Source organism: Allokutzneria sp. A3M-2-11 16, from assembly GCF_024213555.1.
Lineage (GTDB): Bacteria > Actinomycetota > Actinomycetes > Mycobacteriales > Pseudonocardiaceae > Allokutzneria.
Genome location: NZ_JANAVO010000037.1, coordinates 1 through 11,679 on the forward strand (window position 1 = coordinate 1; position 11,679 = coordinate 11,679).

Annotated in this window: 12 protein-coding genes; 8 read left to right on the forward strand and 4 right to left on the reverse strand. The window is 69.6% G+C overall.

Translation table 11 applies throughout. The features are described 5' to 3' along the window. The first annotated feature begins 312 nt into the window (after positions 1-312). Both NLX83_RS40595 and yidC read left to right on the forward strand, forming a co-directional pair. Positions 313-627 (forward strand): DUF6412 domain-containing protein, encoded by a 315-nt coding sequence (locus tag NLX83_RS40595; protein WP_254240635.1) that lies wholly within the window; start codon positions 313-315, stop codon positions 625-627. Positions 628-695: 68 nt separating this feature from the next. Further along, entirely contained in the window at positions 696-1,541 is an 846-nt protein-coding gene (gene yidC / locus NLX83_RS40600; protein WP_254240636.1) for a membrane protein insertase YidC, read from the forward strand. On the opposite strand, the gene NLX83_RS40605 is transcribed toward yidC, so the two are convergent. Next, positions 1,542-2,945, reverse strand: coding sequence for a hypothetical protein (locus tag NLX83_RS40605; protein ID WP_254240637.1), 1,404 nt, complete (start codon positions 2,943-2,945; stop codon positions 1,542-1,544). A gap of 77 nt (positions 2,946-3,022) precedes the next feature. Between NLX83_RS40605 and NLX83_RS40610 the strand changes: the two genes are divergently transcribed. Continuing rightward, positions 3,023-3,640: a hypothetical protein gene (locus tag NLX83_RS40610; protein ID WP_254240638.1), complete on the forward strand. Its 618-nt coding sequence runs from the start codon at positions 3,023-3,025 to the stop codon at positions 3,638-3,640. A gap of 5 nt (positions 3,641-3,645) precedes the next feature. On the opposite strand, the gene NLX83_RS40615 is transcribed toward NLX83_RS40610, so the two are convergent. Then, positions 3,646-4,389, reverse strand: coding sequence for a polysaccharide lyase family 7 protein (locus NLX83_RS40615; RefSeq protein ID WP_254240639.1), 744 nt, complete (start codon positions 4,387-4,389; stop codon positions 3,646-3,648). Positions 4,390-4,550: 161 nt separating this feature from the next. Here NLX83_RS40615 and NLX83_RS40620 point away from each other — a divergent pair, with 161 nt between their 5' ends. Continuing rightward, the gene (locus NLX83_RS40620; protein ID WP_254240640.1) at positions 4,551-5,600 is read left to right on the forward strand and encodes a DUF4037 domain-containing protein; all 1,050 of its coding nucleotides are present in this window, start codon (positions 4,551-4,553) and stop codon (positions 5,598-5,600) included. Here the strand turns inward: NLX83_RS40620 and NLX83_RS40625 are convergent. After that, complete coding sequence (locus NLX83_RS40625) at positions 5,581-6,429, reverse strand: DUF4097 family beta strand repeat-containing protein (protein ID WP_254240641.1); 849 nt, start codon at positions 6,427-6,429, stop codon at positions 5,581-5,583. The two genes, NLX83_RS40620 and NLX83_RS40625, sit on opposite strands and share 20 nt — an antisense overlap. A gap of 72 nt (positions 6,430-6,501) precedes the next feature. Further along, positions 6,502-7,017: an Arc family DNA-binding protein gene (locus NLX83_RS40630; protein WP_254240642.1), complete on the reverse strand. Its 516-nt coding sequence runs from the start codon at positions 7,015-7,017 to the stop codon at positions 6,502-6,504. A gap of 311 nt (positions 7,018-7,328) precedes the next feature. Between NLX83_RS40630 and kdpF the strand changes: the two genes are divergently transcribed. Genes kdpF through NLX83_RS40650 form a run of 4 tightly spaced genes read left to right on the forward strand, consistent with a single transcriptional unit; the run spans position 7,329 to position 11,572 of the window. Beyond that, positions 7,329-7,430, forward strand: a complete 102-nt coding sequence (gene kdpF, locus NLX83_RS40635; protein WP_254240643.1) for a K(+)-transporting ATPase subunit F — start codon at positions 7,329-7,331, stop codon at positions 7,428-7,430. Continuing rightward, positions 7,430-9,052 carry a potassium-transporting ATPase subunit KdpA gene (gene kdpA, locus NLX83_RS40640; RefSeq protein WP_254240644.1) on the forward strand — a complete coding sequence of 541 codons (1,623 nt, stop codon included), beginning with the start codon at positions 7,430-7,432 and terminating at the stop codon, positions 9,050-9,052. The genes kdpF and kdpA overlap by 1 nt, the downstream gene beginning before the upstream one ends. After that, on the forward strand, positions 9,049-11,031 hold the full coding sequence (gene kdpB, locus NLX83_RS40645) for a potassium-transporting ATPase subunit KdpB (protein WP_254240645.1): 1,983 nt from the start codon (positions 9,049-9,051) through the stop codon (positions 11,029-11,031). The genes kdpA and kdpB overlap by 4 nt, the downstream gene beginning before the upstream one ends. Before the next feature lie 4 nt (positions 11,032-11,035). Continuing rightward, positions 11,036-11,572 (forward strand): potassium-transporting ATPase subunit C, encoded by a 537-nt coding sequence (locus NLX83_RS40650; protein ID WP_254240646.1) that lies wholly within the window; start codon positions 11,036-11,038, stop codon positions 11,570-11,572. Positions 11,573-11,679 lie beyond the last annotated feature (107 nt).

The following is an 11,679-nucleotide window of genomic DNA, read 5'->3' on the forward strand; positions in this document are numbered from 1 at the left end:
CGCGTGCCATACGCTTGTCGCGAGGGCCGGGGTTTCATCCCGTGCCCCCGTGAGGCCCAAGGGCACGCGCAAGGGGCGCCCAGGTCAAGCCGACCCCCAGGCTGGAAGCCCAGCGCCCCCCGCTGGAAGCCCAGCCAACTCCGCTGGAAACCCAGCGCCCCCCGCTGGAAGCCCAGCCCGCACAAGCAGGAAGCCCAGCCGACTCCGCTGGAAATTCAGCCAACCAGAGCTGGAAGCCCAGCCAACCAGAGCCGGAAGCCCAGCCCACGCAACCCGAATACCCCAATCCGCCACCGCCGGTACAGTGACAGCGTGCCAAGGGTGTCGGTGGTGACGCGGGTCCAGCTGCTGCTGGCCCTGTTCCTGCCTGCCCTCTTCGTGTTGCTGCCCGCCGCCGGTGGGCACGGGTCGCTCGGCTTGGCGACCGCGTTGACCGCGGGTATCGCCGCCGCTTTCGTGGTGGCCGCGGTGGTGTGCGGGCGGCTCGAAACGGCCGTGCCGATGCGCGTGCGCGCGATCAGCCTGCGGGAACGCGCCCGCCTCGCCGACTTCATCCGGCTCAGGGACCCCGACGCTCCGGGTCGCCCCCGGCCACGAGCTCCGTCATCGGGCGCCGCGGCCGCCTGACGATTCCTTTCTGACGGCGGTCGCTCCGGCCTGTCCGATTGCGATTCGTCATCACACGGAGCGTCCCCTTGTTCGACTTCATCCTTTTCCCGGTTTCCGCTGTGCTCTGGTTCTGGCACGCCGTCTTCGGCGCCGTGTTCAGCCCGGACAGCGGGCTCGCCTGGGTGCTCGCGATCGTCTTCCTCGTCTTCACCATCCGGGCCGTGCTGCTCAAACCGGCGCTCAGCCAGCTGCGCTCGGCCCGGCGCAGCCAGAAGCTCGCCCCGCAGGTGCAGAAGATCCGCGAGCGCTACCGCAACGACCAGCGGCGCATGGCAAGTGAGGTCCAGAAACTCCACGCCGCCGAGGGCACCAGCGCCTTCGCCGGTTGCCTTCCCGCGCTGTTGCAGATCCCCGTTTTCTTCAGCCTCTACTGGGTGTTGCGCGACTTCACCCCCGGAGCCCAGTCCAATCAGGCTTTCGACCGCGCGGGTGTCCTGTCCTTCCTCAACGCGGACGTCTTCGGCGCGAAGCTCGGCAACTGGATCAACCAGCCGGTCGCCGAGCTGGCCGCTTTCGGCACCGACCGGCCGCACATGATCGCGGTCGGCGTGCCGCTGATGGTGCTCGCCGGGCTGGCGACCTTCCTGTCCATGCGGATGAGCATGCGGCGGCAGGTCAACCCGAACCCGCAGCTCGCCTCGATCACCGCGTTCATGACCTACCTGGCGCCGGTCAGCATGCTCGTGTCCGGGCTGTTCTTCCCGGTGCCGATCGGAGTGCTGCTGTACTTCCTGGCCACCAACGCCTGGACGTTCGGCCAGCAGCAGGTCCTCACGTGGTTCGTCGACCGGGAGGAGGCCCGCGCCGAGGCGGCCAGGCCGAAGGTGATCGCGCCCCGCCCCGGCCAGAAACCCAAGCAGCGCAAGCGCTGACTACGGGCGGCCGAGCAGCATGACCTTGCCGTCGGCCGCCACGAGGGCGACACCCCGCGCTACGGGCTCGATCGAGTCGACGCTGTCGACCCGGATCGAGCCCGTGACGCGACCCGTCTGCTGGTCGAGCACGGTGATCCGGTAGTCCTGGTCGGGAAGCTCGACGCCGGGCGCGTGGCCGGGGCGCGGGTCGAACGGGTTGGTGCGGGGCAACGCGGTGTTCACCACCACTGCGTGCCGGGCGACGTCGACGCTGGTGCTGGCGGACTCGGCGACGAAGGTCCAGGGCCGTGAGTAGTTCAGCTTCGGGTAGCCGCGGACGAGCTGCCCGTCGCGCCAGGCCATACCCTCACTGCTGACCTTGAGCCTGCGCGCCTTCGCTCCCGTGGTGTAGATCGCGACGTCTTCAAGCCGCCTCGCTTCCGGATCGCCCGGCAGCTCGATCACCGAGGCGTCCACGCCATCCCTGAAGAACAGGGCTTGCCCCATCGCCCAGGGGGAGCCGTAGCTGCAAGCCAAGGAGCGCTGGCCGACGCTCGTCCGTACGGCGCACCGGTCGCCGGTCTGCGTGGAGGTGACCATCGTCTTGCCGACGACACCGGCGAAGGCGCCGCGCTCGCGGTGCACGGTCTCCGCCGAGGCAGGGTCCACGAACTCCCACTCGTCCTGGGTTCCCCGCAAGGGAAGCGCCCCGATAGACGGCAGCACAGGAGGTTCGCCGGTGTCGTCGGGCAGCATCGTGACGTTCGGGAACCGCCCCGTCGCCGCGCGCACCTCGTCGACGGGGCGAGTCCAGCGCACTCCCCCGTCATCGGCGACGGCTGAGACGACGTCCTTCGTCTCCAGCAGGGTGAACCCGGGCGCGGACGCCACACCGCGATCGGCGCGAATGTGCTTGGGCCACACCGGTTTCCCCACGCGGTCGTAGAGCATGGCCGATCGGTCGCGGATGACCAGCAGGCGATCACCGGCGCGCGAGAACGTGTCGTCGCGGTCGGCCTGGATGCGATTGAGTTCCCGGCCGTCCGCCAGCGAGATGAAGCGCGCGCTCGACCGGTTCGCCAGCACGGCGGCCTCGTCGAGCACACCCTCGATGAACTCGTCGTCGGACGCGACGGCCCACTGGACGTTCTCCCCGGCGAACTCGGAGTTCAGCGCGCGGTAAGGCAGCCACACCCCGAGCCCGATCACCACGACGGCGACCACCCCGCAGATCGCCACCCGGGCGAGTGTTCGCAGCTGCAGCACGAGGAAGACGCCGAGGCCCGCGCCGAGCGCCGCCAAGGCCAAACCCCACACGTACGCACTCGCCGTCGCCGTGTACGAGCCGCCCACCACCAACGCGGTACCACCGGCGACCAGGACGAGAGCGGCGATCACCGGCCAACGCGAGATCAACAGCACGCGCGCAAGCTAGCAGTTTCAGCGGGATTTCACCGCCGCTGGTTAGCGTCCCGGCGTCGTTCACCCACCAGGAGGACATGGTGTTCCAGCAGGGTCCGGACACGCAGACCGGTCTGATGAAGATGATGTTCATGGCCGGTTTCCTGGTCGCGCTGTTCGGGCTCGGCGCCCTGCTCAGCAGCGGTCCGTCGATCGGCGCGCTGATCGCCCTCCCCGCGGGCGCGGGCCTGGTCACAGCGTCGATCCGGCTCCGCAACGCCGCACTCGGCCAGCAGCTCTACCGCGCCGTGCGCCCGGCCGACCCCACGGCCGTGCTGGCGCTGTGGGGCGGGCTGGCCGGGCTGATCGCGCTCGGCGCGCTGTTCGGCTGGCTGTTCGACACCGCGGGCAGCGTGCTGATCGTCGCGGTGTGGCCCATTTTGGTGGCCTGGTACCGCAGGCGCCGGACCGCGCTCCAGGTCGACTCCTCGGGCGTGAACGTCGGCGGCGTCCTCGTGCCGTGGACCGACGTCGCCGAGATCGTGGTGAGCGATCCCCGAGCGGGACAACAGATTCACGTCGGGGCGCGGCTGCACTCCCGCGCCCCGGTCCAGGTGGTCGCGCAGCACCAGGGTTTCGACCTGGCCAAGCTGACCGCGATGGTCGCCAAGCAGGGTCCGCAGGGCGTCCGGGTCGTGGTGACCGGCCCTCGCTGAGCCGGTCAGCTGTGCGAGACCGAGAGCTTGTAGATCACGACCTGCCCGTAGTTGCTCGTGTTGCACGGGGACGAGTTGTCGCAGTGGGCCAGCGTGTAGGCGCCTGCCTTGAAGTAGGCGGTCGTGGTCTGCTTCGACACCGTGGTCTGCAGGATGTCGTTGTAGTAGGCGCTGATCTTCCCGCCGCTGGCCACGAACTTGACCTGGAACCGTTGTCCCAGCCGGTAATCGCTCGTCACGAGCTTGTAGCGGGAGTTGTCGGCGTAGTGGATGTAGAGGTTCGTCCCGTCCAGCCGGAACATGATCAGGTGTGAGCTGGTGTTGTGCACCTGGCCCGCGATCACCTGCGGCTTCTGCGCGGGGACCGCGGTGATCGCCTGGTCGACGACCATCGTGTGCGTGCCGTCGCTGGTCGACCACGCGGCCTTCTCGGAGCCGTCCATCTCCCGCAGCTCCGAGCGCGGGTACTGCGAACCACCCGTCGACACCCCGTTGACCGCGGCGCGGAACTGGACGCCGTCGCAGGCCGGCGTCGTCTTGAACCACGGGTCCTTGGTGTAGGTGTCGAGCGCGGGCTGGCTGATCTCGGTGGGCTTCTCGGGTTCGCCGATCGGCAGTTGCAGCTTCCAGTTCTTGAGGTTGAGGACCTTGCCGGGAGCACCGCAGGCCACGGCCTGTCCGGCGCTGACGGCGGGCGCCGCCGCGGCCACCACGGCCAGGCACAACACCAGCGGAGCAACACGTCGCATATGCACTCCTCGACTCGCACAGGGCATGTGGTGCATCGATTTACCATGCGGTGGGAGGGACCGTACTCCCCGACGGGAAGGAGTGTCAACGCTCTCTGTCCACAGAGGACAGATCGGGGAATCCGGGTGCGCGTCGCGAAGTGCTCCGGCATCCTGCCGCCGTGTCCCCTGCCTTCATCCCCGGCGTGCAACTGTCGGAACGGCTCTACCGCGAGGCGGTGCACCCGTTGCTGTCCCGCCACTTCCCCGAGCTGCCCCACACCGCCGCGTTGATCGGTCCCGGCTCTGAGGTGCTGGGCTTCGACACCGCCCGGTCGACCGACCACGACTGGGGACCGCGCCTGCAACTGTTCGTGCGCACCGATGCCGAGCGGGTCTCCGAAGCGCTGGCCGAACACCTGCCCGCCACGATCGCGGGCTTCCCCACCAACCTGGTCCCGGTCGGTGACCACGGCACGCGCCACATGCGCCCGGTCGGTGAACCGGGCGAGCGCATCCGGCACGGGGTCGTGGTCACCGACCTCGGTTCCTGGCTGATGGAGAGACTCGGCTTCGATCCCCGGAACGGGGTCGGCACCCGCGACTGGCTGGCGACGCCGACCCAGGTGCTGGCCGAGATCACCGGCGGCGCGGTCTTCCACGACGGACTGGCGGAGCTGGAACCGGTTCGGCGCAGGCTGGCCTGGTATCCCGACGACGTCTGGCGTTACGCGCTGGCCTGCCAGTGGCAGCGGATCAGCCAGGAGGAGCCGTTCGTCGGGCGGTGCGCCGAAGTCGGCGACGAGCTCGGCTCGGCCGTGGTCGCGGCGCGCCTGGTGCGCGACCTGATGCGATTGTGCTTGCTGCTCAACAGGATCTATCCGCCGTACAGCAAGTGGCTCGGGAGCGCTTTCGCCCGTCTGCCCTGCGCGGAACAGCTGACGCCGGTGCTCACCGCAGCCTTGACCGGCGAGCACCACCTGGCCGCCGCTTGCGAAGCCGTTGCCGCGCTGCACAACGCCTCCGGGCTCACCGAGCCGCTCGACACCCGCACCCGGCCCTTCCACGATCGGCCTTACCGCGTGTTGGGGGCCGAACGCTTCGCCGAGGCGCTGATGGCGGGCACTGCCTTGGGCGGGCTGCCGTTGACGGGGACCGTCGACCAGATCGTCGACAACACCGACGTCCTCGCGCACCCCGCCCGCTGGCGGGTCATGACCGGCCGATGGTGATGTCCCCGAAGCTGGTGTGCGCGCGCACCTCGACGGTCTCGGCCGCCCGCCCGGCCGAGGCGACCTCCTCCAGCGAGTTGCTCACCCGCCCGTGACCGGTGCTCAGGTCCAGCAGCGCGGCGGTGCCCTGCCGGACGCCGACCTCCAGGTCCCCCGTCGAGGTCTTGAGCACGACCGAGCCCCTGAGCACGTCGCCGACCCGGACGGCCCCGTTGGAGGTGGTGGCCTCGATCCGGTCGCCGACCGCGTGCTCGACGGCGATCTCGCCGTTGGCCGCGCGCACCCGCACCTCGCCGGTGACCGTGCCGATCTCGATGTTCCCGTTGGAGCTCTTGACGGTCCCGCCGCCGTCCAACTCGCCGATCTGGATCTTGCCGGTGCCGGTGGTGACCTCGGCCTTGCCCGCGATCCGGTCCACGGACAGGTGCCCGGCCCCGGTCTCCATCCGCAGCGCGCCGGTCCGGTCCAGCCGGACGTGCCCGCAGGAGGTCTTGATCTTGCAGTCGCCGAGCTCGCCCGCCGAGCGCACGTCGCCGAGCCCGGTGTCGCTGTCCACCCGCGAACCGCGGGGCAGCTCGATGGTCACGTCGACGGAGCGGGTCTTCTTGGAGAAGTCGAGCAGGGGCGACTTCGGCCCGATGACCAGCAGCTTGCCGTCGACGTGGTCGACCCGGGTCTGCTCGGCGGCCTTCACGTCGGAGGCGTCGCCGGGGTTGCTCGGCACCACCTCGACCACGGTGTCGGTCCGGTCGCTCGCGGTGATCCGCACGTCACCCGCGCTCAGCTCGACGGTGACGGAAATGGGCTGCGGCGTCTCGAAAATGGGCATGACTGTTCCCCTCTGGTGGTTCGGTGAGCGTCCCCGCAGGTAGGGGGACGTGTGTGAAAACGACCGTGCTGGCTAGCGCACCCAGCCGGTGTAGCGCTGCGCGCCCCGCCCGCCGCGCGCCTCGGCGCGGTGGTCGCGGCCCGGCTGCCGCAGGGCGGCCGAGGTGATCCGGACCAGCCACGCGTTGACCGAGCGGCCCTCCGCGGCGGCGGCCTCCTCGATGGCGGACTTGAGCTGCTCCGGCAGGCGGAAGTTGATCCGCGCCGTCGCGGCGTCCTCGGCCCCCGGGCCGGGTTCCTCCGGTTCGAAGACCTGCGCGGGCGCGCTGTCCAGCGGCTCGTCCGGCGGCGGGGGCGTCACGACGAAGTTCGGGTCGCGGCCCCGCATCCGCAGCTCGACGGAGCCCGGCGCCAGGTCGCGGGTGATCTCGTCCGCGGCCGCCGACAGGGCGTCCAGCAGCGTGAGCCGGATCGCCGACTGGAGCGACACGGTCACGCGTTCGACCTTCGCCTCGGCGTCCTGCCCACTGCCCTCGACGAGCACCGCGAGCTCTCGCCCGAGGTTCTCGACATACGACCTCAAGTCCATGACACCACTATGGCACGAGCATGGCGCCATCGCAAGCCATCATGGCGCCATATTGGCACCAGGTGGCGTTTGCGCAGGTGACGCGCGCGACATGGCCATCAACACGGCGTAAAGGAGGCGTTCGGGGGCGTCAAGGACGCGTCAGGCCGCCCGGAATCCCCGCCCCCGTGGCTCACCCTTTCCGGTGGCGGCACCCGCCGGGTGCCCGGAGATCGGGAAGGGAGCACGCCCATGGCCGACCTGGCCTACGCGTTGCTGCTGATCGGTGTGTTCCTCCTGCTGGCGCTGACGGTGCGCGGACTGGAGCGGTTGTGAGCGGCACGGGCGTCCTCGCCAACACCGTCGGCGGCGCGCTCGCGTTGCTGTTGATCGTGTACCTGTTCATCGCGCTGATCCGGCCGGAGAAGTTCTGATGTCATCCACTGTGGCCGGTCTGGTGCAGATCGGCCTGCTGATCCTCGCCCTGGCCGTGGTCTACCGGCCCTTCGGCGACTACATGGGGCGCGTGTACACCGGCACCAAGCACACCCGGGTCGAGCGCGCGATCTACCGCGTGGCCCGCATCGATCCGGAGTCGGAGCAGCGTTGGAGCACCTATGCGTTGGGAGTACTGGGTTTCTCCTTCGTCGGCGTAGCACTGCTCTACGTGTTGCAGCGCGTCCAGTCGTTGCTGCCGTTCGCCTACGACCGCGGCGCGGTGCCGCCCGGGATGGCGTTCAACACCGCGATCAGCTTTGTCACCAACACGAACTGGCAGTCCTACGTGCCGGAGACCGTCATGGGTCACACGGTGCAGATGGCCGGTTTGACGGTGCAGAACTTCGTCTCGGCCGCCGTGGGCATGGCCGTCGCGGTCGCCCTGGTGCGCGGATTCGTGCGCAGCAAGGCCGATCGGCTCGGCAACTTCTGGGTCGACCTGGTGCGCGGTACGACGCGCGTGCTGCTGCCGATCGCTTTCGTCTTCGCGATCGTGCTGGTGGCCACCGGCGTCGTGATGAGCCTGAAGGCCGGTGTCTCCGTTGACGGGCAAACCGTTGCCACAGCGCCTGTCGCCAGCCAGGAAGCCATCAAGATGCTCGGCACCAACGGTGGCGGCGCGCTCAACGCGAACTCGGCGCACCCGTTCGAGAACCCGAACGCGTGGTCGAACCTGATCGAGGTCTTCCTGATCCTGGTCATCCCGGTGTCGCTGACCCGGACCTTCGGCACGATGGTCGGCAACCGCAGGCAGGGCTACGTCCTGCTGGGCGTCATGGGCGCGCTGTGGTCGGCGATGCTCGCGGTCATCTGGGCGGCCGAGGCCAGCGGCCTGCGTCCCTTGGAGGGCAAGGAGATCCGCTTCGGCATCCCCGGTTCGGCCCTGTTCGCCAACGCCACCACGGGCACGTCGACCGGCGCGGTGAACGCGATGCACGACAGCTTCACCGGGCTCGGCGGTGGCGGCGCGCTGCTCAACATGCTCTTCGGCGAGATGACGCCGGGCGGCGTGGGCACCGGCCTCTACAGCATCCTGGTGATGGCCGTCATCGCGATGTTCCTCGCCGGGCTGCTGGTCGGCCGCACGCCCGAGTACCTCGGGAAGAAGCTGGGCCGCAAGGAGGTCACCGCCGCCGCGGTGTCGATCCTCGCCATGCCAACGGTTCTGCTGATCGGCGCGGGAATCGCCGCCGTTCTGCCCAGCACCGGCGCGGCGCTGAACAACCCCGGCTCGCACGGCCTGTCGGAGATCCTCTACGCCTACGCGTCGGCCTCGAACAACAACGGCAGCGCGTTCGCCGGGATCACCGTGACCAACGACTGGTTCCAGGCTTCGCTGGCCGTGTGCATGGCGCTCGGCCGGTTCGTGCCGATCGTCGCCGTGCTGGCGCTCGCCGGTTTCCTCGCCGAGCAGAAGAAGGTTCCGGTCACGGCGGGCACGCTGCCCACGACCGGGCCGCTGTTCGGCTCCCTGCTGACGGGCAGCATCGTGCTGGTCGCCGCGCTGACCTTCGTTCCCGCTCTCGCCCTCGGTCCCATCGCGGAGGCCCTGCAGTGACCGGTGTTTTCCACCCCAGGCAGCTCGTGAAGTCGCTTCCCGACGCGCTGCGCAAGTTCCACCCCCGCTACCAGCTGCGCAACCCCGTGATGTTCGTCGTGTGGGTCGGATCGCTGCTCGTGACGGTGTTCGCCGTCGCCGAGCCGAGCGGCTTCACGATCGCGGTGGCCGTGTGGCTGTGGTTCACCGTGCTGTTCGCCAACCTCGCCGAGGCCGTCGCGGAGGGCCGCGGCAAGGCGCAGGCCGAGTCGCTGCGCAGGACGAAGAAGGACTCGGTGGCGCGCCGACTCGTCGAGGGTGGTGAAGAACGCGTCTCCGGGACCGAACTGCGCATCGGCGACCTCGTGGTGGTCGAGGCGGGTGAGGTGATCCCCGGCGACGGCGACGTGGTCGAGGGCATCGCCACCGTGGACGAGTCGGCGATCACCGGCGAGTCCGCCCCGGTCATCCGCGAGTCCGGCGGCGACCGGTCCGCGGTCACCGGCGGCACCACCGTGCTCTCCGACCGGGTCGTCGTGCGGATCACTACGAAGCCTGGCGAGTCCTTTGTGGACAGAATGATCGCGTTGGTCGAGGGCGCGGAGCGGCAGAAGACGCCGAACGAGATCGCGTTGACGATCCTGCTGTCCACGCTGACGATCATCTTCATGCTCGCGGTGGTGGCGTTGCAGCCGTTCGCGATCTACTCCGGCGGCGAGCAGTCAGTGATCGTGCTGACCGCGTTGCTGGTGTGCCTCATCCCGACCACGATCGGCGCGTTGCTCTCGGCCATCGGCATCGCGGGCATGGACCGACTGGTGCAGCGCAACGTGCTGGCCAAGTCCGGCCGCGCGGTCGAGGCCGCGGGCGACATCGACACGCTGCTGCTGGACAAGACCGGCACGATCACCTGGGGCAACCGCAGGGCGACGGAGTTCATCCCGGTCAACGGCACGAGCGTGGACGTCCTGGTCGACGCCGTACGGCTGTCGAGCCTCGCCGACGGGACCCCCGAGGGGCGCAGTGTCGTGGAGCTGTGCGTGGAGCGCTACGGCCGTTCCGCCGAGCTGACCGAGCACGAGAAGACCGGCGAGTTCGTGCCTTTCACCGCGCAGACGCGGATGTCCGGCATCGACCTCGGTGGGCGCCAGATCCGCAAGGGCGCCGCGAGCGCCTTCGCGATCACCGACGAGGTGAGGCTGATCGTCGACGAGATCAGCGCCGAGGGCGGCACTCCGCTCGTCGTGGCCGAGGACGACGTGGTGCTCGGCGTGATCCGACTGTCCGATGTGGTCAAACCGGGGATGCGGGAGCGGTTCGCCGAGCTGCGCGCGATGGGCATCCGCACCGTCATGGTCACCGGCGACAATCCCTTGACCGCCAAGGCGATCGCGGCAGAGGCGGGCGTTGACGACTTCCTCGCCGAGGCCAAGCCCGAGGACAAGATGGCCCTGATCCGCCAGGAGCAGGAGGGCGGCAAGCTCGTCGCGATGACCGGCGACGGCACCAACGACGCGCCCGCGCTCGCGCAGGCCGACGTCGGGGTGGCGATGAATACCGGGACCTCCGCGGCCAAGGAGGCCGGGAACATGGTGGACCTGGACTCCGACCCGACGAAGCTGATCGAGGTCGTGGAGATCGGCAAGCAGCTGCTGATCACCCGGGGTGCGCTGACCACCTTCAGCATCGCCAACGACCTGGCCAAGTACTTCGCGATCCTGCCCGCCATGTTCGCCGCGATCTACCCGCAGCTGGGCCTGCTCAACATCATGGGGCTGGCCACGCCGCGGTCGGCGATCCTGTCCGCGGTGATCTTCAACGCGCTGGTCATCGTGGCGCTGATCCCGCTGGCCCTGCGCGGTGTCCGCTACCAGCCCGCCAGCGCGGCGGCGCTGCTGCGGCGCAACCTGCTGATCTACGGAGTCGGGGGCATCGTGACCCCGTTCGCCGGGATCTGGCTGATCGACCTGCTCGTGCGACTGATTCCCGGGATCGGGTGAGGACATGACGACCACGTTCTTCAAACAGGCCGTCGCGGGGCTGCGCGTCCTGCTGGTGCTGACCGTGCTGCTCGGCGTGCTCTACCCCGCCGGGGTGTGGGCGGTGTCCCGGCTGCCCGGCTTGCAGGCCAACGCCGAGGCCGTCGACACCACGCTCGTCGGCGTCGACCGGGAGGGCGACCAGTGGTTCCACACGCGGCCGTCCGCGGCGACACTGCCCGCGTCGGGCGGATCGAACAAGGGAGAGCTGAACCCCGACTACGACGCCGTGATCTCTTCACGTCGGGCGACGATCGCACAGCGCGAAGGCGTGTCGCAGGACCGAGTTCCCCAGGACGCCGTCACCGCGTCCGGCTCCGGCCTCGACCCGCACATCAGTCCGGCGTACGCGGAACTTCAGGTGCCGCGCGTGGCTCGGGCGAGCGGGGTCGGTGAGGAACGTGTGCGGGAGCTGGTCGCTGCGCACACCGCCGGTTTCCCCGGTGAGCCCAGGGTGAACGTGACTGCGCTCAACCGTGCCATTGGTTCTGGGGCCGAGTAGATCTTTCTGTGGGGGTCGGCTGGGCTTCCGGCGGGGCTGGGCTTCCAGCTCGCGCCGGTACCAGCGTGGGTCGGCTTGACCTGGGGCCCCTTGCGCGTGCCCTTGGG

What these genes read in the sequence shown, in the direction of transcription:
- NLX83_RS40630 (WP_254240642.1), bottom strand. Translation starts at nt 7,017, where the DNA reads ATGGACTTGAGGTCGTATGTCGAGAACCTCGGGCGAGAGCTCGCGGTG.
- NLX83_RS40625 (WP_254240641.1), bottom strand. Translation starts at nt 6,429, where the DNA reads ATGCCCATTTTCGAGACGCCGCAGCCCATTTCCGTCACCGTCGAGCTG.
- NLX83_RS40650 (WP_254240646.1), top strand. Translation starts at nt 11,036, where the DNA reads ATGACGACCACGTTCTTCAAACAGGCCGTCGCGGGGCTGCGCGTCCTG.
- kdpA (WP_254240644.1), top strand. Translation starts at nt 7,430, where the DNA reads ATGTCATCCACTGTGGCCGGTCTGGTGCAGATCGGCCTGCTGATCCTC.
- NLX83_RS40615 (WP_254240639.1), bottom strand. Translation starts at nt 4,389, where the DNA reads ATGCGACGTGTTGCTCCGCTGGTGTTGTGCCTGGCCGTGGTGGCCGCG.
- NLX83_RS40610 (WP_254240638.1), top strand. Translation starts at nt 3,023, where the DNA reads ATGGTGTTCCAGCAGGGTCCGGACACGCAGACCGGTCTGATGAAGATG.